23 protein-coding genes are annotated in these 25,243 nt (G+C 45.6%); 9 read left to right on the top strand and 14 right to left on the bottom strand.

Features of this window, described 5'->3' with window-relative positions; genetic code table 11:
• The first annotated feature begins 8 nt into the window (after positions 1-8).
• From nirD to cobA, 3 genes are all read left to right on the top strand, one after another.
• Complete coding sequence (gene nirD / locus R8O10_RS04210; RefSeq protein WP_054575426.1) at positions 9-332, top strand: nitrite reductase small subunit NirD; 324 nt, start codon at positions 9-11, stop codon at positions 330-332.
• 195 nt (positions 333-527) lie between these two features.
• Positions 528-1,376, top strand: coding sequence for a formate/nitrite transporter family protein (locus R8O10_RS04205; RefSeq protein ID WP_005387971.1), 849 nt, complete (start codon positions 528-530; stop codon positions 1,374-1,376).
• A gap of 206 nt (positions 1,377-1,582) precedes the next feature.
• Positions 1,583-2,341, top strand: coding sequence for a uroporphyrinogen-III C-methyltransferase (gene cobA, locus R8O10_RS04200; protein WP_136976402.1), 759 nt, complete (start codon positions 1,583-1,585; stop codon positions 2,339-2,341).
• A 16-nt stretch (positions 2,342-2,357) separates the two neighbouring features.
• On the opposite strand, the gene R8O10_RS04195 is transcribed toward cobA, so the two are convergent.
• Complete coding sequence (locus tag R8O10_RS04195; RefSeq protein WP_017820187.1) at positions 2,358-2,798, bottom strand: DUF4174 domain-containing protein; 441 nt, start codon at positions 2,796-2,798, stop codon at positions 2,358-2,360.
• Between the two features lie 119 nt (positions 2,799-2,917).
• Between R8O10_RS04195 and R8O10_RS04190 the strand changes: the two genes are divergently transcribed.
• Positions 2,918-3,406 (top strand): NYN domain-containing protein, encoded by a 489-nt coding sequence (locus R8O10_RS04190; RefSeq protein ID WP_005387978.1) that lies wholly within the window; start codon positions 2,918-2,920, stop codon positions 3,404-3,406.
• Between the two features lie 87 nt (positions 3,407-3,493).
• Here R8O10_RS04190 and R8O10_RS04185 read toward each other — a convergent pair whose 3' ends face one another.
• A complete protein-coding gene (locus tag R8O10_RS04185; protein WP_005376060.1) occupies positions 3,494-4,825 on the bottom strand; it encodes an anaerobic C4-dicarboxylate transporter in 1,332 nt (443 codons plus the stop codon).
• A gap of 420 nt (positions 4,826-5,245) precedes the next feature.
• Here R8O10_RS04185 and R8O10_RS04180 point away from each other — a divergent pair, with 420 nt between their 5' ends.
• Positions 5,246-5,983 (top strand): siderophore ferric iron reductase, encoded by a 738-nt coding sequence (locus tag R8O10_RS04180; RefSeq protein ID WP_017634649.1) that lies wholly within the window; start codon positions 5,246-5,248, stop codon positions 5,981-5,983.
• 89 nt (positions 5,984-6,072) lie between these two features.
• Entirely contained in the window at positions 6,073-8,244 is a 2,172-nt protein-coding gene (locus R8O10_RS04175) for a TonB-dependent receptor (protein WP_318191134.1), read from the top strand.
• 49 nt (positions 8,245-8,293) lie between these two features.
• Here R8O10_RS04175 and R8O10_RS04170 read toward each other — a convergent pair whose 3' ends face one another.
• The gene (locus R8O10_RS04170) at positions 8,294-8,485 is read right to left on the bottom strand and encodes a DUF2986 domain-containing protein (RefSeq protein ID WP_005376066.1); all 192 of its coding nucleotides are present in this window, start codon (positions 8,483-8,485) and stop codon (positions 8,294-8,296) included.
• A 136-nt stretch (positions 8,486-8,621) separates the two neighbouring features.
• On the opposite strand from R8O10_RS04170, the gene R8O10_RS04165 reads away from it, so the two are divergent.
• Positions 8,622-9,131, top strand: coding sequence for a GNAT family N-acetyltransferase (locus R8O10_RS04165; RefSeq protein ID WP_005387984.1), 510 nt, complete (start codon positions 8,622-8,624; stop codon positions 9,129-9,131).
• A gap of 14 nt (positions 9,132-9,145) precedes the next feature.
• Positions 9,146-9,535 carry a nitrous oxide-stimulated promoter family protein gene (locus R8O10_RS04160; RefSeq protein ID WP_005387988.1) on the top strand — a complete coding sequence of 130 codons (390 nt, stop codon included), beginning with the start codon at positions 9,146-9,148 and terminating at the stop codon, positions 9,533-9,535.
• A 58-nt stretch (positions 9,536-9,593) separates the two neighbouring features.
• Here the strand turns inward: R8O10_RS04160 and R8O10_RS04155 are convergent, their stop codons facing one another.
• Both R8O10_RS04155 and trxC read right to left on the bottom strand, forming a co-directional pair.
• The gene (locus tag R8O10_RS04155; protein WP_017634647.1) at positions 9,594-10,754 is read right to left on the bottom strand and encodes an MFS transporter; all 1,161 of its coding nucleotides are present in this window, start codon (positions 10,752-10,754) and stop codon (positions 9,594-9,596) included.
• Positions 10,755-10,930: 176 nt separating this feature from the next.
• Positions 10,931-11,365, bottom strand: coding sequence for a thioredoxin TrxC (gene trxC, locus R8O10_RS04150; RefSeq protein ID WP_005376074.1), 435 nt, complete (start codon positions 11,363-11,365; stop codon positions 10,931-10,933).
• A gap of 162 nt (positions 11,366-11,527) precedes the next feature.
• On the opposite strand from trxC, the gene R8O10_RS04145 reads away from it, so the two are divergent.
• Positions 11,528-12,622, top strand: a complete 1,095-nt coding sequence (locus tag R8O10_RS04145) for a ketoacyl-ACP synthase III (protein ID WP_005387993.1) — start codon at positions 11,528-11,530, stop codon at positions 12,620-12,622.
• A gap of 85 nt (positions 12,623-12,707) precedes the next feature.
• Here R8O10_RS04145 and R8O10_RS04140 read toward each other — a convergent pair whose 3' ends face one another.
• From R8O10_RS04140 to fdhD, 9 genes are all read right to left on the bottom strand, one after another.
• Positions 12,708-14,033, bottom strand: coding sequence for a DUF1501 domain-containing protein (locus R8O10_RS04140; RefSeq protein WP_318191133.1), 1,326 nt, complete (start codon positions 14,031-14,033; stop codon positions 12,708-12,710).
• Between the two features lie 9 nt (positions 14,034-14,042).
• Positions 14,043-15,611 (bottom strand): DUF1800 domain-containing protein, encoded by a 1,569-nt coding sequence (locus R8O10_RS04135; RefSeq protein WP_318191132.1) that lies wholly within the window; start codon positions 15,609-15,611, stop codon positions 14,043-14,045.
• A gap of 407 nt (positions 15,612-16,018) precedes the next feature.
• Entirely contained in the window at positions 16,019-17,281 is a 1,263-nt protein-coding gene (locus tag R8O10_RS04130; RefSeq protein WP_005376082.1) for a hydroxymethylglutaryl-CoA reductase, read from the bottom strand.
• A 352-nt stretch (positions 17,282-17,633) separates the two neighbouring features.
• A complete protein-coding gene (gene manA / locus R8O10_RS04125; protein ID WP_318191131.1) occupies positions 17,634-18,851 on the bottom strand; it encodes a mannose-6-phosphate isomerase, class I in 1,218 nt (405 codons plus the stop codon).
• A gap of 123 nt (positions 18,852-18,974) precedes the next feature.
• Positions 18,975-20,315 carry an MFS transporter gene (locus R8O10_RS04120; RefSeq protein WP_318191130.1) on the bottom strand — a complete coding sequence of 447 codons (1,341 nt, stop codon included), beginning with the start codon at positions 20,313-20,315 and terminating at the stop codon, positions 18,975-18,977.
• A gap of 6 nt (positions 20,316-20,321) precedes the next feature.
• Positions 20,322-21,824, bottom strand: coding sequence for a signal transduction histidine-protein kinase/phosphatase UhpB (gene uhpB / locus R8O10_RS04115; RefSeq protein ID WP_318191129.1), 1,503 nt, complete (start codon positions 21,822-21,824; stop codon positions 20,322-20,324).
• Complete coding sequence (uhpA, locus tag R8O10_RS04110) at positions 21,824-22,432, bottom strand: transcriptional regulator UhpA (protein ID WP_005376090.1); 609 nt, start codon at positions 22,430-22,432, stop codon at positions 21,824-21,826. The genes uhpB and uhpA overlap by 1 nt, the downstream gene beginning before the upstream one ends.
• A 138-nt stretch (positions 22,433-22,570) precedes the next feature.
• Positions 22,571-23,965: a hexose-6-phosphate:phosphate antiporter gene (uhpT, locus tag R8O10_RS04105; RefSeq protein ID WP_021707729.1), complete on the bottom strand. Its 1,395-nt coding sequence runs from the start codon at positions 23,963-23,965 to the stop codon at positions 22,571-22,573.
• A gap of 405 nt (positions 23,966-24,370) precedes the next feature.
• Positions 24,371-25,201, bottom strand: coding sequence for a formate dehydrogenase accessory sulfurtransferase FdhD (fdhD, locus tag R8O10_RS04100; RefSeq protein WP_318191128.1), 831 nt, complete (start codon positions 25,199-25,201; stop codon positions 24,371-24,373).
• Positions 25,202-25,243: the final 42 nt, after the last annotated feature.

Genomic DNA, 25,243 nt, shown 5'->3' with positions numbered 1-25,243 from the left:
GTTTGATTATGTCATTTGAAAAGATTTGCCAAATCAGCGACATCGTACCGGGCACGGGTGTTTGTGCTTTGGTTAATGGTCAGCAAGTTGCGGTATTTCGCCCAACACAAGCAGAAGAAGTGCTGGCGATCAGCAACACAGACCCGTTCTTCCAATCAAACGTGCTTTCTCGCGGTTTGATCTGTGAGCACCAAGGCGAGCTTTGGGTGGCTAGCCCACTTAAGAAGCAACGCTTTAACCTGACAACAGGTGCGTGCATGGAAGACGAGCGTTTTAGCGTGAAAGCGTACAAAACGCGTGTAACCAACGGCGAAGTAGAAATCTCTGCGTAAGCTTGGTTTTCATTCCCTCCTCTTAGGGGGAGGGAATGAACTGAAACCTAGATTTAATAGACAAAGGCTTTCCAAGCATCATCTCAGGGGAACAGGGAAGCGAGGTGTTGTAGACAGCGTTCAGGTGTCAACGGGAAGCCTTTCTCTATTCAATCTTTAACTTTTTAACTTTCAATTTTGGATAAGGACACATTCATGTCTACTGATTTTAAGCCTGCAGAATTCGTGCAAACCATGATCAATGTTGGTGAAGCGAAAACCAATACAAGCACGCGAGATCTTCTGCTTCGCGGTACGATGGCTGGCGTTATTCTTTCGCTTGCGGTGGTGGTTGCTATTACCGCGATTGTACAAACGGGTATCGGCCTTGTAGGAGCACTTGTTTTCCCCGTTGGTTTCGTAATTCTAAGTGTGATGGGGTATGACCTAGTGACCGGTGTTTTTGGTCTAGCGCCTCTGGCTAAGTTTGCTAACCGTCCGGGCATCACTTGGGGTCGTATCTTCCGTTGTTGGGGTCTTGTAGGCTTGGGTAACCTTATCGGTTCTCTGATCGTTGCTTACCTAGTGGCTATCTCTCTAACAGGTAACTTCTCTCTAGAACTGAACGCAGTAGCGAAGAAATTTGTCGCTGTTTCTACGGCGCGTAGCCTTGGTTTTGAAAACATGGGTATGGACGGATGGATCACATGTTTCGTACGCGGCATCTTCTGTAACCTAATGGTGTGTCTAGGCGTTATCGGCAACATGACGGCACGTTCGGTGTCTGGTCGCGTAGCAATGATGTGGTTCCCAATCTTCATCTTCTTTGCGCTAGTATTTGAACACACCGTAGTAAACATGTTCCTATTCCCACTAGGTATGATTCTAGGTGCGGATTTTGGTATCGCGACTTGGTTGAACTTCAACCTTATTCCAACCATTCTAGGTAATATTGTTGGTGGTCTCGTAATGACTTGTATTCCACTGTACCTAACTCACGCTAAAACTGCGCCTTCTATCAATGCTGAAGAAGAAGTAAAAGCGCAACCTGCAATGGCTAAATAACCATTAACGGGTAATTCGCTTAATATGGTCCCGCTTCTGGATGGGCGGGACTATTCTCTAACTAGATTTCAATTTTTAACTTTCACTTTCGCGACATATTTTATTGATTTAGCTATAAAAAGTAATAACTCCTTAGAGTGGTTTTAGCCCTAAGTGCATAACGCGAGTGTTACTCTTTATATCTAAATTTTTCGATAGGCGTTGATATGACTACTGCTCACTCATCTTTAAACAGCGGCTTTGTTTCTCTTGTTGGTGCAGGTCCAGGTGATCCTGATTTGCTCACAGTAAAAGGCTTAAAAGCCATTCAAGCGGCTGAAGTTGTTGTATACGACCGTTTGGTGTCGAAAGACATTCTAGAATTGGCTCATGCATCAGCAGAGATGATCTACGTAGGTAAAAAATTAGACTTTCACTGTGTGCCTCAAGATCAAATCAACCAAATCTTGGTGCAGAAAGCACAAGAAGGTAAGCGTGTTGTGCGTCTGAAGGGCGGTGACTCATTTATCTTTGGCCGTGGCGGTGAAGAGTTAGAAGAACTAGCGGAATTTGGTATCAAATACGAAGTGGTTCCGGGTATCACAGCAGCAGCGGGTGCAACGGCTTATGCTGGTATTCCATTAACACACCGCGACCATGCGCAAAGCGTTCAATTCATCACTGGTCACGTACAAAAAGATGGTCGTGAGATTGAGTGGCATTCACTGGCGCAATCCAACAACACGCTTGTGTTCTACATGGGTTTGAAGCAAAGCGGCCACATTATGGATAAGCTGATCATTCACGGCTTAGATCCTGAGATGTCATGCGCCATTATTGAAAACGGTACGCGCCCGGAGCAGCGCGTGTTCCAAGGAAAGTTGAACGAGTTATCGAGCATGGCAGAGCAAGCTGTGAGCCCAGCATTGATTGTGGTTGGTAGCGTTACTCAGCTGCACAACAAATTGGATTGGTTCGCAAAGTAATACTGCCCAGAAGTGACTATATTTTACAGGGGCTTTGTTGCCTCTGCATTTCTTGCTTACGCATAGGCATTTGATCAATGAGGTTGTTGATAAACGGCCAGTCTGTTTCTGCGCCCCAACGGTGCTTCTCTAGACCATCTTTACCAAGCAAAATAGCAGTATGAGAACCTTTTTCGACCGCATAAAGACGAGCTAGCATTTTTAGGTCGAACTCTTCTTTAAGCCAAGCAGGAAAAGTATAACCTTGTTCTGTAATGACCAGTGTGACGACATCTCTGTCTTCCAACTCACACTCATTCATAAGTGTTTCTAGCAAGAATTGTTTGACGTATTCATCATTTTCCGGCGCAAAGTAGAGCACACTTCTATGTGGCCAGTATTTGGAGTGCGCTGGATAACCAAATGCTGTCGATGACAAGATACAAGAAAGCAGTATCACTAGTAACTTTCCGCCCATGACAGTTCCCCTAGAAACCCAAATAACTTTTTATACGTTAAGTTTAGTGGAATTGGCTCATTGTGCTTTTTCCAAAACTGGCATAGGGTAGGCAGCAAATAAATTGAGCGTAGAAATAGATGAGTTCGGAAAGCAAACAAAAAATCGCCATTTTGGTTGATGTACAGAATGTGTATTACACCTGTCGCGAAGCGTATCGAAGCAATTTTGATTACAACCAGTTTTGGTATGTTGCCACACAAGGGAAAGAGGTGGTAAGTGCTCGTGCTTATGCCATCGCGAGCAATGATCCCAAGCAACGTCAGTTCCACCATATTCTTCGTGGTGTTGGATTTGAGGTGATGCTTAAACCCTACATCCAGCGTCGTGATGGAAGCTCGAAAGGCGATTGGGATGTGGGTATTACTCTCGATGCAATTGAAATTGCTCCCGAAGTTGAGGAAGTGATTCTAGTTTCGGGAGATGGAGACTTTAGTCTGCTAGTAGAGAGAATTCAGCAGCGCTTCAATAAAACGGTGACCGTTTATGGTGTACCTAAACTTACATCTCAAACTCTGATTGATTGTGCCGACAATTTTGTCGCGATTGATGACGATTTCTTGCTGTAGTTAATAGTGCAATAAAGAAAGGCGAGTCACTCAGGCTGTACGAAAATGTACAATGACTCGCCTCTAATTTATCGTTGATTTGGCTAGTTACGAAGGAATGATCATTTGCCCTAGCAAGTAACCCAAGCAACACGCACCAATCACGCCGATTAAGCCCACAGACATGAATGAGTGGTTGAAGTACCACTTACCAATCTTAGTTGTGCCCGAGGTATCGAAGTTCACAGTCGCGATATCTGAAGGGTAGTTGGGAATAAAGAAGTAGCCGTATACCGCTGGCATCAAGCCGATAAGCAGCGCAGGTTCCAAACCTAAGCCGAGACCAACAGGTAGCATCATGCGAGCCGTTGCAGCTTGAGAGTTCACCACAACCGACACAATGAATAACGCAAGCGCGAATGTCCAAGGGTAGTTGGTTACCATCTCTACGATGCCGGATTTAAATTGAGGCATAGCGTACTGGAAGTAGGTATCTGACATCCATGCAATACCGAAGATAGCAATCGCCGCCACCATACCAGATTTAAATACCACGCCATTTGGTACGTCGCGCGGGTCAGTTTTGGTCGCAAGCAAAATGATACCGCCGAAGCAGAGCATCATCATTTGAATCACAACTGCCATGCTGATTGGCTTCGAGCCATCTACGATGGTACGAATGTCTGGCCACATCGCGATAACGACGATAACCAAGATCGATGCAATGAACAGCAATACAGAGTTACGAGCACTTGTTGGTAGTACTTCATCAAGAGACGTTGCAGTTGTGTTGAGGATTTTTTCTCTCCACACAGGATCTTTCAAACGCTCTTGGTATTCTTCATCGTCGTCTAGCTCTTTACCACGCTTTAGGCTGTAAAGTGACATCAACAACGTACCGAATAAGGTTGCAGGCACAGTAACGAGCAAAATTGAGAGCAGAGTGATCTCGTGTTGAATATCAGAGAGTTGCGCCAAGTAGTAAACTACGGCCGCTGAAATTGGCGAGGCTGTGATTGCGATTTGAGACGCGACAGAAGCGGCAGCCATAGGACGCTCTGGACGAATGCCGTTTTTAAGCGCAACGTCGCCAATGATTGGCATGATAGAGTAAACCGCGTGACCTGTACCAAGTAGGAAGGTCATAAAGTAAGTCACGAACGGAGCAATAAGGGTGACGCGTTTTGGGTTCTTACGAAGCACACGCTCGGCAACTTGCAGCATGTATTTCAAACCGCCAGCGGCTTCAAGAATGGAAGCACATGTTACCACCGCTAAAATGATCAACATAACGGTGACAGGAGGAGAGGTTGGCGGCATCTTAAAGATGAAGACTTCAATCACCAAGCCAATTCCGGATACGACCCCAAGGCCGATACCACCATAACGTGAGCCGATATACAGCATCACGAGCAAAAATAGAAACTCAAGATACAACATGTGGATTTCCTTATTCAAAACAGAGGGCTACATAGCCAAATTACCTCTTTGTATTGTCTCGATATTCAGAAAGAAAATACTTCATGTTGTTCACAATCCGCTGGATAAGAAACAGCAATATTCAATTATTGGCAATAACTCACGCTACACAGGGAAACTGTTAACACAGTTTTATCAGGGTGTTTTTATGCTGTGTATTTTTGCGATCATGTGAGCGTTAAATGCGAAGAGGTTTAAGAGTTTGTTGCTATTCATCGCATACGTAACCAGACCTTACAGCTTCACAGAACTCGGAAATACATTCATAACTAACCCTAAGAGTGCTTCTTTGTTATGAAAAACGCAAAGGATAATAGTTTGCATTGCGATTGGTGCTTGGGTATAAAGGTGTCAGAATGACTACACCAACAATAAGCCATCATGTCTGAGCAATTTTTCCCGCAACTGTTTCAAACTTCGAGTGAGATTACACCTTACCTACACGGTGATATCGGCGAGATAGGGCAAGAAGCTATCCATATCGAGAATGATATCAACCCGATCATCCAAGGCCTTTACCAGCAAATCTCGGAGGCTCATCCGGAAGCGGGAAAAGCATATTGGTTGACAAGAACGTGGGATTTACTTTGTTGGCAGCCAGTTTATGTCGCATTCATCTCTATTTACGGTTACCACACGTTGCCAAACATTCGCGAGATAGCGCAGCACCTCAAACCTTGTTTTGTTTCTGGGTACCGATTCGCCGACGAAGCGCATATACATGGCGAGCCAGAAGCGTTGATAAAAGAGGCGGGGCGTCAAATCCGAGAACTGTTCGACTTCTATCAACAAGAGATGAGTCAATGGACACGCATTCGTCCTGGCTTCACCCATCAATTGATGTCGGACGGAATCATGGCTTGTTTAATTCGTCTCCAACAGCGCTTTCCGCAAATGACTAACTCGACACTTCAGGAGCATGCGGTCTTGTGGCTAAGCGCAATGGGTTTGGATGTTGATAATAGTCGCTCACTTCATGAGATGGAATCTGATCAGCCGCTAAAGTTAGTAAGAAAAAGTTGTTGTTTAGTCTATAAGTGTGAAGGCAGAAAGCTTTGTGCAGATTGTCCTCGTTTAGAGGAAAATCGACAGCTTATGAGCAAGAAGGTTCTTAATTAACATTTATTTAACTTGTGTAACAGTGCTCGATTTGAGAGTGAGAATAAGTATCATTGCATGCTCTTGTTGACAACAAAAAGATAAATACAATGATGAAAAGGACGTTTTCTTTCAATCTCATCGTACTTGCGATGAGCAGTGGATACGCAGTTAGCTCAATAGCAGCAGAAGATCTTCAACAAACATCGACTCCGAGCGATGAGCAATTGGTTGTTGTAGGCAGTGTGATGCCGAAATCGATCTCCGATATTCCAGGAACGGTTTGGTTTGTTGGCCAAGAAGAGATTGCTCAGCAATATCGTGCGGGCAAGACACTGGGTGATATTCTTTCTGCAACCATCCCTTCTTTAGACGTCGGCACCGGTGGTCGAACTAACTATGGTCAGAACCTTCGCGGTAGAGCAATGTTGGTAATGATTGATGGTGTCTCGTTACAGTCTTCTCGCCCGATTAGTCGTCAGTTAGACGCAATAGACCCATTCAACATCGAGCGAATTGAAGTACTATCTGGTGCAACCTCCATTTATGGTGCAGGCGCTACTGGTGGTGTTATTAACATTATCACCAAGAAAGCGTACTCGGATGACTTGTCGTTTGAATCCTACGTGAGTGGCACTACAGGTTTTAATAGCAGCGATGACTTTGATTACAAACTCGCTCAGTCTATCTCGGGTGGTAATGAGCGAATTACCGCTAGAGGTTCGGTTGTGTACACCGAGACACAAGGTGCATTTGACGCAAATGGCGACATTGTCACCCCAGACATGTCACAGGGCTCTTTGCAGTATAATTCAACGCTCGATGTTATGGGATCGACCGAGATTCAAATCTCCGATGCCAGCAAGTTAAACCTTGTCGCACAATACTATGACAGCCAGCAAGATTCGCCATACGGTTTGTACATTGTTAACAATAAATTTGTTGACGTACGAGAGGGGTTCGATTCCGACCGTGAACATGGTACAGAGCGAGTTCTCTTAAGTGCGAACTACGCTCACGACAGCGTATTCGGTCATCAACTGATAGGCGAGTTATCTTACCGTAGTGAAGACCAAACCTTTACTCCTTATTACCAAAGTGCCTCTCAACAAAAAACAGAAGTTTTTGCTGGGCGCTTAGCGTTAGCTAAAAGCTGGGAGTCATTCAAACTTGTTTATGGTGTCGATGCGTACTTAGACCGTTTTGAAAGTAACCAGGCTCTGTTCGATCCAACCATTGCGAACAGCTCTGGGAACTTAATTAATCGAACCTATGCCGAAGTGGGACGTTACCCAGATGTTGATGTGGCGTCTTACGCAATGTTTGTCCAGGGGGATTACCAAATCAATCAAGATTGGTCAGTACAAGCAGGCTACCGCTACCAATACATGGACAATAAGATTGATGATTTTGTTGCCTATAGTATACAAAAGAAGATCGCATCGGGTAATGGTGTATCAGCGGATGCGGTACCAGGTGGCAGCACCGACTACTCTGTGAGCTTATTTAATTTGGGCACTATTTATCAGCTTAACGATGAATCTCAGCTTTGGGCGAACTTCTCTCAAGGTTTCGAACTCGCTGATCCTGCAAAGTACTACGGCCAAGGTAGCTACGATGCCGCGGATGCAAATGGTCACTACGCGTTGAACAATAGCATTAATGTATCTGACTCAAAAATGTCGGGCATCAAAACGGACAGCTATGAAATTGGTTACCGATTAGATACGGATACTGTCGCACTGCAAGCGGCGGGTTACTACTCGGTGTCGGATAACTCAATCAAGTATGACAAGAAGACGCTCCTAATCACCAATGTTGATGACGAGCAACGTGTATACGGTGCCGAAGCAAACATTAACTACTGGGTAAACCGTGATATTTTGTTAGGTGCATCAGGTCACTATGTGGTTTCTGAGCTGAAAACCAACGGTAAGTGGGAAGATCTAAGCGCGGGTAAAGCAAGTACATCAAAAGCGAACGCGTGGGCGGCTTACTATCAGGATGGCTATTCACTACGTCTACAAAGCCAGACGATGTTTGATTACGAAGATGACGCAAACAACAAACTAGATGGATACACTACGTTTGATCTTCTTGGTAACGTAACACTACCTATCGGGCAGTTAGGTTTTGGTATTCAAAACCTATTTGACGAAGACTACACAACCGCTTGGGGACAACGTGCGCAGATTCTTTATGCAGCACACTACGATGCAGCAGCGTACGACTACAAAGGAAGAGGTCGCACATTCACACTGAACTACAGTGTCGAATACTAAAGCTAACTCTCTCCGAATATCAAAAAAGCCGCTTGAAGCGGCTTTTCTTTTAGGCTTGATCTGTCTGCGCTGTGTCTACAACGTTTTCCGTGTGTTCTGAAGCTTGGTTTTGTTCTTCAGCTTCCATTTTCGCGCGTTCAGCTTTGGAGATATAACGCGGCTTGTTGCTCTTATGTAGCTTAGCATTATGCTTCTTCTGCTTCGCTTTCAAGATCTGATTGATTTTCTTCTTGCGGTTCATGGTGGTGGTCCTTTAATTTAGCGAGGCAGGATAGTTACTTTTTTATCAAGTTACAACTAAATAAGCGCCGGTATCGGTCGCAAAATTCAAGTACGTTCCTATGTCCAATCATCTATCGCGTTTTAATGGAGCCCAAATGAAAACACTGTACACCGAACGTTTGATACTGCGTCTTGTGAGTGTAGATGATGCACCATTTATACTAGAACTTTATAACCACCCAGACTTCTACCGTTTTGTCGGAGACAAACAAATTCGTACCGAATATGAAGCGGCGCGTTACATAAAAGAAAACATGCTACGCATGCAACAAATTAAAGGCGTGAGTTTACTCGTTGTAGAGAAGAAAGAAGATGGGCAACCCATCGGGATTTGTGGGTTGGTTAAACGTGACACATTACAACACTATGATCTCGGATATGGATTTTTACCTTCCGCTTATGGCTACGGCTACGGAACGGAGTCTGCAACCGCAGTGCTGGAATACGCTAGAGAGGAAATGAAACTCGATAATTTGGTTGCCATCACCAACAATGACAATATTCGTAGTATAAGTTTGCTCAAAAAACTGGGCTTTGAGTTTGAACGAGTTGAGCAGCAATATGATAATGGCCGCACGTTAGAACTTTACACAATGATGTTGTGATTTTTGCATAGCGCATGAGCGATATTTTACTTGGCAAACTCGCCACTGAATTTAAGACAGTAAAAGCCATGGTAGAGGTTTACTGTCATGACCATCATGGAACAAAACGTGACTTATGCTCAGAATGTCGTGAGCTGCTTGAATACGCAGAAGTGCGCCTCGACCGCTGTCCTTATGGAGAGAATAAACCGACGTGTAACAAATGTCCGATTCACTGCTACAAACCAGAGCCGAAAGAACAAATGCGTTTGGTCATGCGTTACTCTGGCCCCAGAATGTTACTGAAACATCCCATCTTGGCGGTTCGTCATTTGCTTCATGAAAAGCGCATGGTACCGGAAAAGCCTGCAGCGAACGCGTCAAACCGTCACAAGCGTTTATCTAAACAAAAATGCGAAGAATAAAAAAACGAGGGCGGCATGCCCTCGTTTTCGTTGAGTTCGTTGAGTAGAAGCGGCGTGATTAGAGGCCAGCGGCCATACGCTGCTTGGTTTTGCTCGCAGCAAGTAGCATGTATACGCCAGTCGCAACCAAAGCGGCAAACAAGTAGCCTAGCAAGCCGTGTTCTTGGCCCATGAATTTATCAGCGACAACAGGACCAGCAACAGAGCCGATGCTGTAGCTAAACAGCATGACTTGTGTCGCAGAGACAATAAAGCGTTCATCAAGTCCTTCGCAACCTAAGTTGATTGCTATTGGGTACAAGGCAAAAGTAGCTGCACCTAAAAAGAATAATGCAGCAGCCAATACCACGGCTGACGAGGAAATAAAGGTCATACCGATCGAAAAAATACCCAAAATACAGAAAAACGCCATTAGCACTGTGCGGCTCATGTATTTGTTTAACGCGGTCACCATTGGTTGAACTAGCATGCCACCTAGAATAACTAGCGCCATCAATGTACCAATGTCTTGATGGCTAATTTTACGGTTAGTTAACTCAACTGGCATTAATCCGTAGATCGCACCTAAGGTCAAACCTGAAACAACACAACCAATAATTGCTGCATGGTTTAGTTTGGCAATTTGCTTAAATGATAAAGCGGTTGATTCATGGCTGTTTGGCTGCTCACACTCAATGAACATTAGCACCAGCATCGCCATTAGGATCAACGTCGTGATCGCAATAAACGGAACGCCGCCACTTACGCCAAGCACGCCAATACCAAACTGGCCTAATGCTGAACCACCATAAAGCGATAGCATGTACAAGCTCAAACGTCTCGCACGCGATGCTTCGTCTCCAGACATTAGCCAAGACTCAACAATGACAAAAACACCAGCAACCGCGATACCCGCAATAAAGCGAGCGGCAAGCCACATCAATCCGTTAGCAAACACGGGTAGTGTGACGATAGTTAGCGAAAATACGGCCAAGCAACCAATAAACGCGTTACGGTGACCAACTTGACGTACGATACGTTCAATAAAAATCGCACCAGTTAATAAGCCGCCATAAAACACACTTGCCAACCAACTCGCGTAATCTGCTGAGATGTTGTATTCACCGAGCATGAGAGGGATCAAGCTCATTAAATAGCCCGAAGCCACCGCATAAAGAGACAGTGCGACGACTGGAACTGTAACTCGTGGTGATGCTGCAGGAACGACTGTGTTTTCCACTGTTTTGCGCCTATAAGTTAAATGAAATCTAAGGGTTATTCGGCGCGAATATGAGGCTAATAGTTAGGCAAGTAAAATGATAAATTTAAGTCGTTTCGACAAATAATATTTGTTAACTAGATAGGTTGATAAGTTGCATAAAAACGCCAACCTACAAACAAGGTTGGCGTGGAAGATTATTTAGTAAGTGCTTGATTTAACCATTGATCGAATTGAGTTTTAGGTAACGCACCATTGATCATATCAACACGTTGACCATTTTTGAAAACCATAATGGTAGGAATGCTGCGAATACCAAATTGCGCCGCAAGTTGTTGTTGAGCTTCGGTATCAATCTTAACAAAACGAGCCGTTCCGGCTTGCTCATGAGCAACATCAGAGAAAACAGGAGCAAAACCAACGCACGGGTTGCACCATGGGGCCCAAAAATCTACTACAACAGGCATATCACTTTGTAATAGAGCAGAAAAGTTATCTTGCGTACCTTCGATAGGCGAGCCGTCTAAAAGTGCACTTTTACATTTACCGCAAGTTGCAGATTCGGCAACGCGCTCATTAGGGACACGATTTAGACCGCCGCACGAAGGGCAGCGAGTTTTAAACGATGACATGACTTCTTCCTTTATTACGTATTGATGAAAACATGACTTACCAGTCAGCCTCATTATTTGTATACTTATTTTTTAACCTGCCGAAATAACGCAGCGCAGGTTTGTATTTGAGCCTAAGGTTCTAAGAAATTTTATTAAAATACAACAATAAATAGGTCTGCGATGACAAATTACTACGCTGAAATTACAGGTTGGGGGAAATGTGTTCCGCCAGCCGTGCTCTCTAACGATGATCTTAGCACTTTCCTCGATACTTCCGATGAGTGGATTCGTACCCGCACTGGTATCGAAAACCGCCGTATTAGTCATGTAAACACGTCAGACATGGCGACCGTTGCTGCTAAACATGCATTAGCTCGAGCAGGCGTCGATGCAACAGACGTGGATTTAATCATTGTGGCGACTTGTTCACCAGATTCATTGATTCCAAATATCGCGTCTAAGGTACAGCAGAACCTAGGTATTCGTGCAGCCGCTGCCTTTGACTTAAATGCCGCATGTACGGGATTTGTCTATGGCCTAGAAACGGGCACACGTTTGATTCAATCAGGTAACTATCGTAACGCGATCATTATTGGTGCGGAAAGATTGTCTTTCTACATCGATTGGGCAATGCGAGATACCGCTGTTCTATTTGGTGATGGTGCGGGCGCCGTTGTGTTATCAAGAACGGAAAAAGAAACGGGTTTACTACAGTCTCAAATCGGTTGTGACGCAAAAGGCCGCGATATTCTGTCCGTACCAAAGTTTGGTACTTGTATGGATCGCTTTGCGGAAGACAACGGTTACTGGGATTTCAACTTTGTAGGACAAGAAATTTTCAAACGTGCAGTAAAAGGCATGGGGCTAGCTGCGAAAACCGTACTGAAAGCATCACAGTTAACGACGGAACAAATCGATGTTGTGATTCCGCATCAAGCGAATATTCGTATTATTCAAACCTTGTGTGACCTGTCTGGAATTCCACACGACAAAGCGTTTGTTAACATTCAAAACTATGGCAATACTTCAGCTGCGACGGTGCCAATTGCATTGTGTGAAGCGGTAGAGCAAGGTCGAGTTAACCCAGGTGATAATATGCTTCTTGCTGCGTTTGGTGCAGGTTTGACATGGGGTGCGGCAGTATTGAAATGGGGTGACCGCGTAACGCCAATTGGCGAAAGTGATGCGGTTCTGCCTGAATGTGAGCAATCCGCGTTAGAATTACTTGAGCGTGCCATTAAGCTGTGTAACGAACGCCGTCGCGACGAGGTGTAACGGACACTTTGCAAACATAAGATGAGTAAGGGAGCGCGAGGCTCCCTTATTTGATGATGCGTTCTACAGCTACCTGTAAAATATCTTACGACATAAAACCCAGGTTTGAATGAGTAAAATTACGGATGTTCGGGAACACGTATTCCAGTGCAGCGTTATCACTCACGCCCATCCACTGCGCTAGTGTTGAACCAACTTGATCAGCGGCAATTTTGGGTATGAGTCGGCCTTGAGAGTAATCATCGTTTCCGCCCAGTATTAGTTCCGGCCATGTACCGATAGGTTGTTTCCCATTTACCGCGCCTCCAATTAATAGTTGATGGCCACCCCAGCCATGATCGGTACCATTTCCGTTGCTCATCATCCGTCGACCGAAGTCAGACATAGTGAAAGAGGTGACTTGCTTGTTTAGCCCTAACCGTTCGACTACACGATACATTGCTAAAAGGTTTGTCGCGAGATCCTCAAGTAGCACTGGATGACGTGCCAGTTGCGAATCGTGTAGGTCATACCCAGAGTGTTTAACGAAAAAGACTTGTCGTTGCTGCTTCAGGACATCTTGGCTTGCTATCAATTTGTACACGGTTTGCATCTGCTTGCCGAGCGTCGATGACGTAAACAGCGGCTCGTCAGCAATGTGGTTGAGTTGCTCGCTCAGTACACTGCTCATTACCATCGACTCATCAACCATCAAATTAAAATGACCATTAAATGGATTGTCAGTTTGATGAGAGAGAAGGCGATCATAGATACCTTTGTATAAAGGGCTATCAATCGCGGTAAGCTGAACTGCGCGATCTTTTTTCAGGACGGTTTGGCGGTGTTCCATTGCCCGTAACCAAAGCGAGTTGCCATGCACACTGTATAGCGGTGTTATTTCTGATTCAGAGTTTAATACATCCAACATTCTGCCAGCCCAACCAAGATTTTTAGACTCGCTCATTCCACCAAGTAACCAAGCGTCTGTTTGAGAATTATGAGAAAACAGTTGCTCGGGAAGTGATGCTTCACCTTGCTCAATAGCTTGTTTGGTGACGGGATGGTTGAGAATGCCACTATTGAGCACGATGCTGGCATCGCCTTGTTCGAAAACGGAAGTTAACGCATTTAACTTGGGGTGTAAGCCGAGCTTCACTGGGTGATTTGAGCTATCGACAGCACTCAAATTGATAGGGAGTATGTCTTCTTTGGCGACAGAGAGTGGCCCTCTGACTTTGGAATATTGATGATAGTGCGTCTCCGATAATGGTAGTACGGTGTTGAACGCATCGTTTCCGCCAGCTAAATAAACACATATTAATGCTCGAAAGTCATTAGATGGCGCTGCGAGAGAATAACCTGGCAGACTAAGAGAGGCTAGTGCGCCCATCGATAGCGTGCTTTGTATAAAATGTCGTCGTGAAATATCCATAATTCACTCCTAATCCTGAATATAGAATTCGTCGCCAGAAATGGCGGTAAATATCACTAGAGCGAGTTTTGTTGTTGGCACATAGTCCCCACGATAATCATTCAGGGCGGTGAGCATGAGCTCTTTCAATTCAGCAGAAGCCGTTCCAGCAAAGAAACGCTCGTTAACCAATTCGACTAAGGCACGGTGATCGTCCAGAAAAAGATAAAACTCGTTAAGATCGAAGTGGTAGGAATCACCACCTCCTCTACGAGTGCTGGTTAACATATAGTTGACCAAATCGGTATAAACAGACCAATTGAGAAGTTCATACTCTGGAGAGTTAATACCAGACTCCGTAAACTCGTTAGACGGCTGATAGTCTGGAGAGTAAAAATTAAACACGGAAGGAGAACGAAGCGGCCCTTGATTAGCGATGTTCATCATCGTTGTTGCGTCTTCGTAACGTGATCCTTTAACCGTAAAACCTGATGCTCGATGAAAATTAGTCAGGACCAGTATCGGTTCTTTCACTTTTATAGGCGGGGTATCCGTCATCCCTAATGCTTCAGGGTCGAGCAATATGGCTCGAACAACGGCGGTTAGATCGCCTTTTTCTCCTTCCCCATTGTTGTTAAATATCGTTGCAACACGCGCGACGTACTCTGGGCTTGGATTTGAACTGACCAAACGTTGGATAAGTAATTTTGAAACAAATGGAGCAACATTTGGGTGAGACATCAACATATCAATCACTTTTGAAAGCTCTTCTTGTGCGGTTAGACCCGATGGGATCACGTTCCCTAGAAATCGCTTCTCGCCGGTGTCGTGTCGCTGACTGATAACTCGCATCGGTTTCACGAATGCGATGTCGGAATTTTTCCATCCAGTTAATGCTCGCGCGAGCTCTTGAATATCAGTTTGATTGTACGTGGGGATAGGTTTGCCTGTTGCGTGGTTTAGCTTTTTACTGCCATCTAAATTGAGTTCATACAAACCGATAGTGAATAACTGCATTAACTCTCGAGCAAAGTTCTCATCGGGAAGCGTTCCTGTCGCACTATTTTCTTTTGCACTACCGAGCATAGACAAATAGCTCCCCATGACTGGATGGATGGAAACGTCATACAACAGGTCTCGGTAGTTGCCAAACGCATGCTCAACCAACAGATCGTAGTAATTCACTAACCCTGTAGGTTTGCTGGAAAGAACGCCGCCATAACGAGAAACGACTACGATCTGACTCAATGCATAAGCCGTTCGCTGCCTAAGCTGATCTTCAGCAGTAACAACAATTTGATACCAAGCATTTTCTCGGTTTGACTGTAGGCCTTTAGAAAAAGGCGTTTGATAAAGTGGTTGATGGTAGGTTGCTGGCAGGTTGATTTGTTTCTGTATCCAATCCTCTAACCCGTTTTCCCTAACCTCATTAATTAACGCAGGTGTTGGTCCAAAAGAGGTTTGATAGAGAAAACGCGCAACGGTTTGATCGGATGGGGATTGCTGTATTTGTGCTGATACATTAGACACATGGCTCAGCAATAAGATAGCCAATCCTAGTACCCAAGCAGAGATTTTATTTAGCTTCTGACGTCTCATAGTTAACTCGCTTACCCGAAGTAACGATTTAAGTCCATTTAACGGGAGTTATTAAGCTCTTTTGAGCTGTTTAGTAAATTTATGAAAATCAAGCAGCTGCATAGGCGAGTATAGTAGCTATAAGTGGTGAACAAAAAACTCAAACGGTCAATTTGGTACTATAGTGCTAGAAGTTTTTGATGCTATTTTTTCTAAGATACTGATATTAAATATGGCCAGTGAAGAGTAATAAGCAGAGATATCGCAATGGATATAGAAGGGGGACAGCTAAAGTACTGTTAACAAGAGATTGGTATGTTTGTTAAGGCTTAAGTTAGTTTCAAGAAATTATTGAGCCAATAAATAAAGTCCATTGGTTTGCACAAGAGAAAACCACACGGATGTTCTCTTGTACAAAGCAACAAAGGTTATTTTCGGGCAAGCTTATGGTGAGCACGAGAAAAGTGATCGGCACAAAATGCGCCAACAATCGAGAGTTCGCCAGCCAGACAAAGCGAAGCTGCGACTTCGGCTAACGCTTTCGCATTGCCGTTGCCGTGCAAACCCAAAATATCCAAACATGCTTTTTGCGTTGGAAGGCCAGTACCACCGCCAACCGTTCCCACCATGATGTTTGGCAAGGTCACGCACGCGTACAAGTTGCCTTGAGCGTCCACATCCATACGAGTGATTCCAATGGCAGACTCTGCAACGCAAGCGGCATCTTGACCACAAGCAATGTAAAGCGCGGCAAGGGCATTTGCGTAATGCGCGTTGACGCCAATTGTCCCGCTGAGTAAACCACCCACCGTGGTCATTTTGCCAAATTGAACCATAGACTCCGGCGTCGTATGCAGATATTTTTCCACCAACTCAGCAGGAATGGTCACTTCGGCGGATACTTTCTTACCGCGTACCGAGCGCAGTGTGTGTGCGTTTGGTTTTTTGTCGCCTGATAAGTTGCCATCCAAGAATGCTTGAGTTGGTTTGATTGGGCTGGTCGCCAAAATATGATGGAACACTTCGTTTGTTGCGATGGTCACCATGTTTTGTCCGGAAGCGTCACCAGTCACGTATTCAAAGACCAAATAAACATGGTTTCCTTCGATATTTACATTGATGTCTTTGAGTTTGCCATGTGAGGTGGTGGATTCCGCAATTTGACGAAATACGTCAAACTGGGTCACAACCCAACTGACGAACTGGCCGGCGTCAGCAAGGTGATTAAAGGCGAATACTGGTGTTCGGCTCACCCCTTCACTTAGTAACAATGCGCTCGCGCCACCAGCGGCGGTGATAAGATTTGCGCCACGGTTGTAGGAAGCGACTAACGCGGCTTCTGTCGTTGCGAGCGGAACCAAAAAGTCATCGTTCGCATACAAGCCGTTGACGCGCAAAGGGCCTGCAATGCCGACCGGCACATTAACAGTACCAATGAAGTGCTCGATGTTGTTGGAGTAAGCATCGCAATGTGACTGCGTGAAAGGATCAAGGAGATGATCTTTATTGGTCACGTGTTCCAATACTTGCCAACGGCGCGCCAAATGCTTATCCGACAGGCCAGGGCTTAAGCAGAGACGTTTCTCTGGCTTGTGAAACTTCGGTTCTAATGCCGATTGAATCTTACTGCTGGTTTCGATATCGGAAAGGGCGGAGCTTTGAACAGGGTTATCTTGGTTTAACTTCGGCATACAAACGTTAACTGAAAAATCGAACCAGAGATTGTAGTGATTGAGGCTTTGATTACAACGTTGATTATACGTTTTGCAACAAATACCACTGTGCAAGCGCCTTTATTATCCAAGTGATTTGATATTGGAGCGACGAATTTACCGGACATAAATGGGTTTTGACAATGAATGTTGCAGTAAATGGCAGATCCGGGAGGTTATGCCTCTTAGAGAAACTGGCCTGTAGGTGTTTGGATTCGACAAGGTGTAAGCATGAGTGCCTTAAAAGCGGAATGGTTCAATCTATGAAAGGAATAAATTGTCTAACCCAGTCCCTTGGGTCAGACGTTAGTTTGAATCAGTTATTCAAAAACTAGTTGAAGGCGCGAGCCACACGTCCCGCACTTTGAATACGGTAATGACCAACGTAAGCAGGAACAAATACAGATTGTCCTTTCGAGGCAGTTAACGTCTCACCGTTATCACTGATGAGTGTCAGGTCGGCATCAATCGCCATCAAAATCTCTGCGCTATTGGCATCAACCACTTCATTGTTCGGTTGGTTAAGAATGCTGAAACTAAAGTCTGCCACTGGAACGGGGTAAAGGCTCTGGCAACCATTGGCATTGGGTTTTAGGACAAGGCTGTGAAACGGCTTAGGCACAAAGTCTGTGCATTTAACCAGTTCTTCAACATCCATATGTTTCTGCGTGAGTCCTGCACGCAAAACGTTATCTGAGTTCGCCATGATCTCTAATCCCGTGCCTTTAATGTAAGCGTGTGGCGTTCTTGCGCTCAGGAACATCGCTTCGCCAGGTTGCAGCGTGATGACATTCAACAGTAATGGCGCAAACAAGCCGACATCGCCAGGGTATTGAGTGGATAGATCCAAGATGAGCTGGAAAACGTCGCTGTCAGTGCCTTGCTCTGATTGACGTGAGGCGCAGGCAAGAAGCTGTTTCAGTGCTCGCTCTTTTGTTTCTCCTTCCATGGTAAGAATGTGCACAAAGAAATCTCGCAAATCTTGTGAGTTGATTTCGCGTTTGAATGCATCTAATGGTGCGCGTAGCTCATCGATATCACAAAGGCTAAATGCCTCAATAATATCGGCATACGAGCGAAAACCGTTCATGGCTTGGTAACTTGTCAGTGCGTATACCAGCTCAGGTTTGTGGTTTGGATCTTTGTAGTTACGATGGCTCGCGTTTAGTGGGATCCCAGCACTTTGCTCTTTTTCGAAGCCTATTTCGGCATCTTGCTTGCTTGGGTGAACTTGAATCGACAGTGCGTGTTCGGCCGCTAAGATTTTAAACAGAAAGGGCAGGTCGCCAAATTTTGCTGCGGTTTCTGATGATAAATAAGCGGGTTGGTTTTGTTTGATCAGTTCAGACAAAGGCAGCGTGTTTTGCTCAACCTGAACTTCAGAGCAGCCGTTTGGGTGAGTACCCATCCATACTTCTGCTTGAGGCTCATTCGTTTCGTTAGAAAAGCCAAACAAATCGTGAATAGAAGAGGTGCTTCCCCAAGCGTAGTTTTGGATTTTGTTGTTCATTTGAAAGAAGCTATGCGATGAAATAGTGTTCAAATTCATGAATTTTTCCCATAGTTAACCCTCCGAACTGAATCGGAAGAAAAATTGAGCAGAGATACGTTAAATAAGGAGGGCGAGCGCGGTTAGGTCACTCGCCAATTTGCCCGAGGGCGATAAGTCGATTTACAACCGAGGTTTTGGTTCGAGTGGTTTTCGTGATGGTTGCGCTTGCAAAAATGGCAGCAACAAAAGGCCAATGACGGCTGCACAAACTGAAATGGTGATGAAGAAACCTGTCCAATGATATTCTTCAAGAATTAATGCCAGTGGATAGCCAGACAATGCTGCGCCCATGTAGGCGAACAAGCCCACGAATCCTGTTGCCGCGCCGGCAGAATCTTTGTGAGAGCACTCAGCCGCCGCCATACCGATAAGCATTTGTGGCCCAAAGACAAAGAAGCCGATGGAGAACAATCCCGCCGCTTGGAATGCAAAGTTGGTCAGAGGCATCAGCCAAAGCGCGGAGACAGATAAGAAAATCCCAATAGCGAACAGCAAGTTCATTGGCCCACGGTTACCGCCAAAGAGTTTGTCTGAGCCCCAACCCGCAACCAATGAACCAACAAAACCGCCGATTTCAAACATCGACAGAGCAGCGTTGGCGTTAATCAGGCTATAGTGATGCTGCTCGGTCAAGTACAGGTTTCCCCAGTCATTGATTGCGGTTCGGACGATGTAAACCAACACATAACTGAACGCGAGTAGCCAGATGTATTTGTTGTTAAATACGTACGATTTCAGAATTTCGCGGTAGGTGAGGCCACGTCCGTAATTTTCTTGCGCAAGTTCTAGTGCGTCGTTGCGCCATTGTCCGACACTTGGTAAGCCCATTGTTGTGGGTTTGTCGCGCAATCGCCAACAAACTAATAGACCGAGTAATACCCCGATGATGCCGGGTAGAATAAAGCCTTCACGCCAGCTGTAGTGCAACGTTAAATAACCCACCAAAATAGGGATCAGCGCGCCACCAACGTTGTGTGCGGTGTTCCAAATCGCCCATAAGAAGCCACGCTCGGAACGTGAATACCAAGTCGTTAACAGCTTGGAGCATGAAGGCCAGCCCCAGCCTTGGAACCAGGCGTTTAAGATCCACAGAGTAATGAAAGCCGCGAGTGAGCTAGAAAAACCGAACGCGATATTGACCAGACCTGTCGCAATCAATCCTAATCCCATGAAATAACGAGGGTTAGAGCGATCCGAAATCGTGCCAGAAATAAACTTCGAGCAGCCGTAGGTGATGTAGAAAAGTGTACCGATAAGACCCAAGTCGCCTTTATCTAAGCCAAGGTCGGTGATCATCGCTGGTGCTGCGTAGTTAAAGGTCTTACGGGTAAAGTAGAAACCTGCGTAGCCGATGTACATCCCCAACATAATGTGCAAACGCCAATGGCGGTAACGCTGGTCGATTTGCTCGTTGCTCAGACTCGGTTGAGTAAATTTAGGTGAACGTAAAAATCCAAACATCTTGAGTTACACCTTAGGTAAAGTAATGCTGATTTGTGTGCCGATCATTTGATCGCTGGTGGAGTAGATAACCATTTTTCCACCTAACGCGTGCACACGCTCTTGCATGCCGCGAACGCCCATGCCTTTCATGCTGTCCTGAACTTTGAAGCCGACACCATCATCGTGAATCATTAGTGACACCGCCGCTTCTCCGATCGTCAGTTCAATACTGATCAACTGCGCTTCTGCATATTTGGCGGCGTTATTCAATGACTCTTGGCATAAACGGAATAGGGTGACTTTGAGCGTGTCACTCAAGTTGGTGTAATCGCCTTGCCAGTTCAGTTGAACAGTCGTTCCGTGATTGGCAAATTCCATCTCTCGCGTCAGTTGCTCGACGGATTCTTTCAAGTCCAAATCATCCAGCATTTTTGGTCTTAGCTTGCTTAACAGTCGCTTAGTGGTGTCGTACACGTTGAGGGAAAGCCCTTCGATCATGTCGGCGCAACCTACGCGTGTTTCGGCGTTATTTACCCGCTTAATGATGTTGGCTTGTGTGCGGATCGCCGTGATGTTCTGTCCAATTTCGTCATGTAGCTCGCGCGCAATATCGCGTCTTACCGATTCTTCCGCTTTGATAAGCTGGCGAGACAAATTCTGATTGCGTGCAAGTTCGCCGCGCAGTTTGTGATTGAGGTCTTTTTGTTTCTGAACCCCTAAGCCGAGCATAATGCCGGTGATGGTTTGCGCCGAGAGAGATAATAACAAATCGGTGATTTCTAGATTTGATACGCCGCTGCGAGCCGCAATCAGCGCAATGCTGTTGAGCATGGTGGCGAGTAGAGCACCTTGCCAGCCGTAACGCAGAGCAAGCACGATGATTGGAATCGCCATACAAAACGGCGCAAACCGTTTTAGCTCTTCAGGCAAACTGGTTTGCACCAAAATACTGCCGCTCAAAAGCAGCGCATAAAGCACGATATGACGCACCTGAAATACAACGGCATTACTAAGTAGGAGAGAGCTAAGCGGAGACCAACGACTTTGGAACAAATAACTCCATAACAAGTAGCACATAGGCACCACGAGCAAGCCTCCAGAAATGCTAGCCAGCCATACCATGTAAACCGAAGGAACGTGAAAACCAACGGCCATCACATTAATAAACGCACTAATGATAATGACTGCGCTCATCACGGCTAAATGGCGGTTTTGGTCTCCGTAGTAGTATTTTTTCGCAATCAGAGTGACCGGGATACTGGCAATGCTCGCAATCAGCACGGTAAGCCACTGCGGTTGACCCAGTAACATTGCAAGTGCGATAGAAAGTCCCCACTCCGAAAGGTAAATCGTCGGCCAATAAGCGGTGCGAGTGTGTAGGGCGACACCTAATCGTAAAGCGAAAGGAAACAATAAGATCGCCAACTCGGGATCATTGACAAAGTAATAGGCAATCACCCACAAGCAAAACCAAGCGCAAGCCATAACAAAAAGTCCGCAAATGGTGGTAACAGCATAAGCTCGCATTAAAAGGACTCTTGAGAAAATAGTTTGGCGAGCTCAACGTTGTTTTTCACGCCGAGTTTGTCGATGGCATTCGCACGATGAACATGCACAGTCTTGTGGCTCAAGCCAAGCTCTGCCGCGACAGACTTTACATCCAACCCAGTGGCAAGTAGCTGACATACCTCGTTTTCACGTTTTGTCAGTTGGCATAGAGAGGTGGTGTTGTCGCTAGGCGTTGCAAGTTTAAGTGCAATATCTGATGTGAGGTAACAGCCGCCAGAAGCACTGGTTCTCACGGCTTGAATAAGTTCGTCTGGGCTACAGCGTTTACTAAGATAGCCTTTTGCACCTAGCTTTAGTGATTTTTCCACCATCGCAGGGGAGTCATGCACGCTAAGCATCACGCAGGCAATGCCAGTTGGTATTTCGCTGAGAAAGTTTAAGCCGCTTTCATCTGGCATGGAAATATCTAGGATGACGACGTGTGGGTGTACCGCAGGCAACCCTTTTCGCGCTTCGGCGACAGAGCCGAATTCACCAACAACGGTAATATCACTTTCTAAATTTAATAATTGTGCGAAACCCGAACGCACGATGACGTGATCATCAACTAGAGCAACATGAATCATTATTACAACCAAATAGAGCAGACGACTAACAGCAATAAGCTCCAACAGGAGCCAATAGAAAAATCTTTAATGATACTGAATTGAACCATGCTTTTTAATGATCTTGCGCGCTTTACCGAAGTAAAGCGCGCAGAGAAGTTAGGCTTGGTTTTGTGCAAGTTGAAGCTTCTTCGCGTGTCGAATCTTCTTCTCTTCCGCGATAGCGACGAAAGCAAGCAAAACAATACAAATCATGGCGGAGGTATCTAGGGCTGCGAAGGTACCTTTCCAACCTGTTAAGCCGAAGATAGGTGTACCGTCTGCAATCATACCGAGACCAAGTTTCGCGAAGCTGTCACCGATTAGGTAAGCGAATGTACCTTTTACGCCGTCAGCCACACTGATTGCTTTTTTAGGGACAAAACCAACCGCGGCAACACCGATAAGAAGTTGCGGACCAAACACCAAGAAGCCCAATACAAATAGAGAGGCTAAGTACATGAACTCGCTAGTGGCGTGTTGGTAGAACTCAAGCGATACGATGATCAAACCAAGAGACACACAAGCAACCAATGCGCGGCGACCGTTTGCTAAGTCAGATAAGTAACCCCACATCAAAGTACCCACAAGCGCACCGACTTCGAATAGAGTAAAGCCAGAGATTGCCGTTTCTTTTGACAGACCAAGTTCTTGGTACGCGTATACCGTTGACCATTGGTCGATACCGATACGAACGATGTAAAGGAAGATGTTGGCAAAGCAAAGTAGCCAGATAACTTTGTTTTTAAGAACGTATTCAACAAAGATTTCTTTTTTGGTCATCTGGTTTTCTTCAGCGGCGGTGTCTTCTTCACTCACTGCTTCATCGAAAAGTTCTTCTACTTTACCTAGACCGTAAGCTTCTGGAGAGTCGCTACCAAAGCGCATACCGATAAAACCAACGATGATCGCGATGATAGAAGGGAACACGAACATGCCGATTACGTGGCCGTCGAATAGGTAGTTGGCACCGAAAAGAGCAACACCCGCTGCGCCCGCACCACCAACGTTGTGTGACATGTTCCACAAGCCTAGGTAAGAGCCGCGCTTGTTACGAGGTGTCCATTTTGTAATGGTTGAGTAACTAGAAGGGCCACCAGTACTTTGGAAGAAACCACTTAGAGCGTAGAAAGCCACCATCAAGAACAGGCTTGCACTACCGCCGCCCATGCTGAAGCTGAAACCAAGCATTGCAAGACCAGAAAGGATCAGCATAAAAGGGAGGAATTGCTTGGTGTTCTTACCGTCAGCGTAGTAAGACACAACGGTTTTACCGATGCCGTATGTGATGGAGAAGCCAAGGCCAATAAGACCTAGGTCTGTCATGCTCAAACCGTAAGTAGAGATCATGTCGTTTTGCGCGACATTGAAGTTCTTACGAATCAAGTACATGGTTAGGTAGCCGATGAATACGACCAAGTAAGATTGGATGAACGGTTTAAACCACATCTTTCTTCTAACTTCGACAGGAAGATCGAGTGTCGGCTTCCGCACCTGTTCGAGGAATTTTAACATGATGAACTCTCTTGTAATTGTTTTAGAAACACAACGGAGACCGTTATGCGCTCTTGTTACCTTTGACTGAGCGGAATTCTAGAGAGTGGTTTTGTGAGGCACATGAGATGGTTGCCTAGATCGGCTAGGAAAAATTCCTAGAAATGCCTAGGAAGGTAGAAAAGCGTGAAAAGAGTCACACAAAATCCTTACTAATTTATGGGTTTTTTACTGGTTTCTTATCGGATTAGAAAGTGTTCAAATGCAAGCGGATTAATATGCTTAAGCGTAGTGCTGACAAGGGGTGAGTACGTTTGGTTGGAAGAGTAGTGTCTCGTTGCTAGCTATCAATCGCGAACGAGAAGCAAACAACAGAGACCCAGAGGTCTCTGTTAGAAATATTAGGAATTCGGCTAGGTTGACGTGTTAAGGGGCAGGGCTGTATAGACGCGGCGAGCCGTGTTTTGGTAAGTGAATTAGGTTCAAATGGTTTCTTCTTGCCCATTCGACAGTTAACGCTGTCGGTGCAGATAAGCAAACCAGAGTGGGGATACGCGCGCGAACGGCTTTGTGGATCAACTCTAAGCTGCAACGGCTTGTCATGATTGCGAAGCCACTTTTAGGTTCGATGTGATTGTTGGCCAATGCGCCAATCAACTTATCTAGCGCGTTGTGACGGCCGATGTCCTCTCGGCACAACTTGATGTTGCCTTGTAAATCTGAAAATAAAGCGGCGTGTAGCGCGCCAGATTCACGTGCGGCTTCTTGATGCACTGCGACTTTGTCTCGCAGCCCTTCGAATACATCGGAGCGCGGAGGAAGAGACGGTGTTAGCGGTGCTAAATCAGGCAAAGCTTGTTCCAGAGCCTCGACACCACAAATGCCGCATCCAGTTGTGCCGGCAAGATTCCGGCGTTGTGTTTTTAACGCCCAGAAAGCGCGGTTGCTGATTTCCACTTCCGCATAGTGAGATTCGTGATCGCCACCAACTTCAATGTCTTTGATCTCTTTGAAGTCGTGGACGATGCCTGTGCTTAGGCTAAACCCTTTCACAAAGTCTTCCAGATGGCCTGGCGTCACCATCATGACCGCTTGGCTAATGCCGTTGTAGCTGATAGCTAAGGCGGATTCACTCGCCAGCGACATTTGTTGCACTGGGCGGCCATCAATCAATTCTCGGTAATTGAACGCACTTGGTTGAGGTGGTGCTTGATTGAAATCGGATAGTTCAAAATAAGATTGAGTAGTACATCTCATGAAATCACCTCATAAGCCGTTATGTATGCCAAAAATTGACGT

The organism is Vibrio sp. 1727 (assembly GCF_033344415.1).
GTDB classification, from domain to species: domain Bacteria; phylum Pseudomonadota; class Gammaproteobacteria; order Enterobacterales; family Vibrionaceae; genus Vibrio; species Vibrio alginolyticus.
The sequence above is the reverse complement of the archived record's forward strand: the minus strand, read 5'-3'. Positions and strand labels throughout refer to the sequence as shown.

Excerpts from the sequence above, each read along its gene's own strand:
- nirD (WP_054575426.1), top strand. The coding sequence starts at position 9 with ATGTCATTTGAAAAGATTTGCCAAATCAGCGACATCGTACCGGGCACG.
- R8O10_RS04205 (WP_005387971.1), top strand. The coding sequence starts at position 528 with ATGTCTACTGATTTTAAGCCTGCAGAATTCGTGCAAACCATGATCAAT.
- cobA (WP_136976402.1), top strand. The coding sequence starts at position 1,583 with ATGACTACTGCTCACTCATCTTTAAACAGCGGCTTTGTTTCTCTTGTT.
- R8O10_RS04195 (WP_017820187.1), bottom strand. The coding sequence starts at position 2,798 with ATGGGCGGAAAGTTACTAGTGATACTGCTTTCTTGTATCTTGTCATCG.
- R8O10_RS04190 (WP_005387978.1), top strand. The coding sequence starts at position 2,918 with ATGAGTTCGGAAAGCAAACAAAAAATCGCCATTTTGGTTGATGTACAG.
- R8O10_RS04185 (WP_005376060.1), bottom strand. The coding sequence starts at position 4,825 with ATGTTGTATCTTGAGTTTCTATTTTTGCTCGTGATGCTGTATATCGGC.
- R8O10_RS04180 (WP_017634649.1), top strand. The coding sequence starts at position 5,246 with ATGTCTGAGCAATTTTTCCCGCAACTGTTTCAAACTTCGAGTGAGATT.
- R8O10_RS04175 (WP_318191134.1), top strand. The coding sequence starts at position 6,073 with ATGATGAAAAGGACGTTTTCTTTCAATCTCATCGTACTTGCGATGAGC.
- R8O10_RS04170 (WP_005376066.1), bottom strand. The coding sequence starts at position 8,485 with ATGAACCGCAAGAAGAAAATCAATCAGATCTTGAAAGCGAAGCAGAAG.
- R8O10_RS04165 (WP_005387984.1), top strand. The coding sequence starts at position 8,622 with ATGAAAACACTGTACACCGAACGTTTGATACTGCGTCTTGTGAGTGTA.
- R8O10_RS04160 (WP_005387988.1), top strand. The coding sequence starts at position 9,146 with ATGAGCGATATTTTACTTGGCAAACTCGCCACTGAATTTAAGACAGTA.
- trxC (WP_005376074.1), bottom strand. The coding sequence starts at position 11,365 with ATGTCATCGTTTAAAACTCGCTGCCCTTCGTGCGGCGGTCTAAATCGT.
- R8O10_RS04145 (WP_005387993.1), top strand. The coding sequence starts at position 11,528 with ATGACAAATTACTACGCTGAAATTACAGGTTGGGGGAAATGTGTTCCG.
- R8O10_RS04140 (WP_318191133.1), bottom strand. The coding sequence starts at position 14,033 with ATGGATATTTCACGACGACATTTTATACAAAGCACGCTATCGATGGGC.
- R8O10_RS04135 (WP_318191132.1), bottom strand. The coding sequence starts at position 15,611 with ATGAGACGTCAGAAGCTAAATAAAATCTCTGCTTGGGTACTAGGATTG.
- R8O10_RS04130 (WP_005376082.1), bottom strand. The coding sequence starts at position 17,281 with ATGCCGAAGTTAAACCAAGATAACCCTGTTCAAAGCTCCGCCCTTTCC.
- manA (WP_318191131.1), bottom strand. The coding sequence starts at position 18,851 with ATGAATTTGAACACTATTTCATCGCATAGCTTCTTTCAAATGAACAAC.
- R8O10_RS04120 (WP_318191130.1), bottom strand. The coding sequence starts at position 20,315 with ATGTTTGGATTTTTACGTTCACCTAAATTTACTCAACCGAGTCTGAGC.
- uhpB (WP_318191129.1), bottom strand. The coding sequence starts at position 21,824 with ATGCGAGCTTATGCTGTTACCACCATTTGCGGACTTTTTGTTATGGCT.
- uhpA (WP_005376090.1), bottom strand. The coding sequence starts at position 22,432 with ATGATTCATGTTGCTCTAGTTGATGATCACGTCATCGTGCGTTCGGGT.
- uhpT (WP_021707729.1), bottom strand. The coding sequence starts at position 23,965 with ATGTTAAAATTCCTCGAACAGGTGCGGAAGCCGACACTCGATCTTCCT.
- fdhD (WP_318191128.1), bottom strand. The coding sequence starts at position 25,201 with ATGAGATGTACTACTCAATCTTATTTTGAACTATCCGATTTCAATCAA.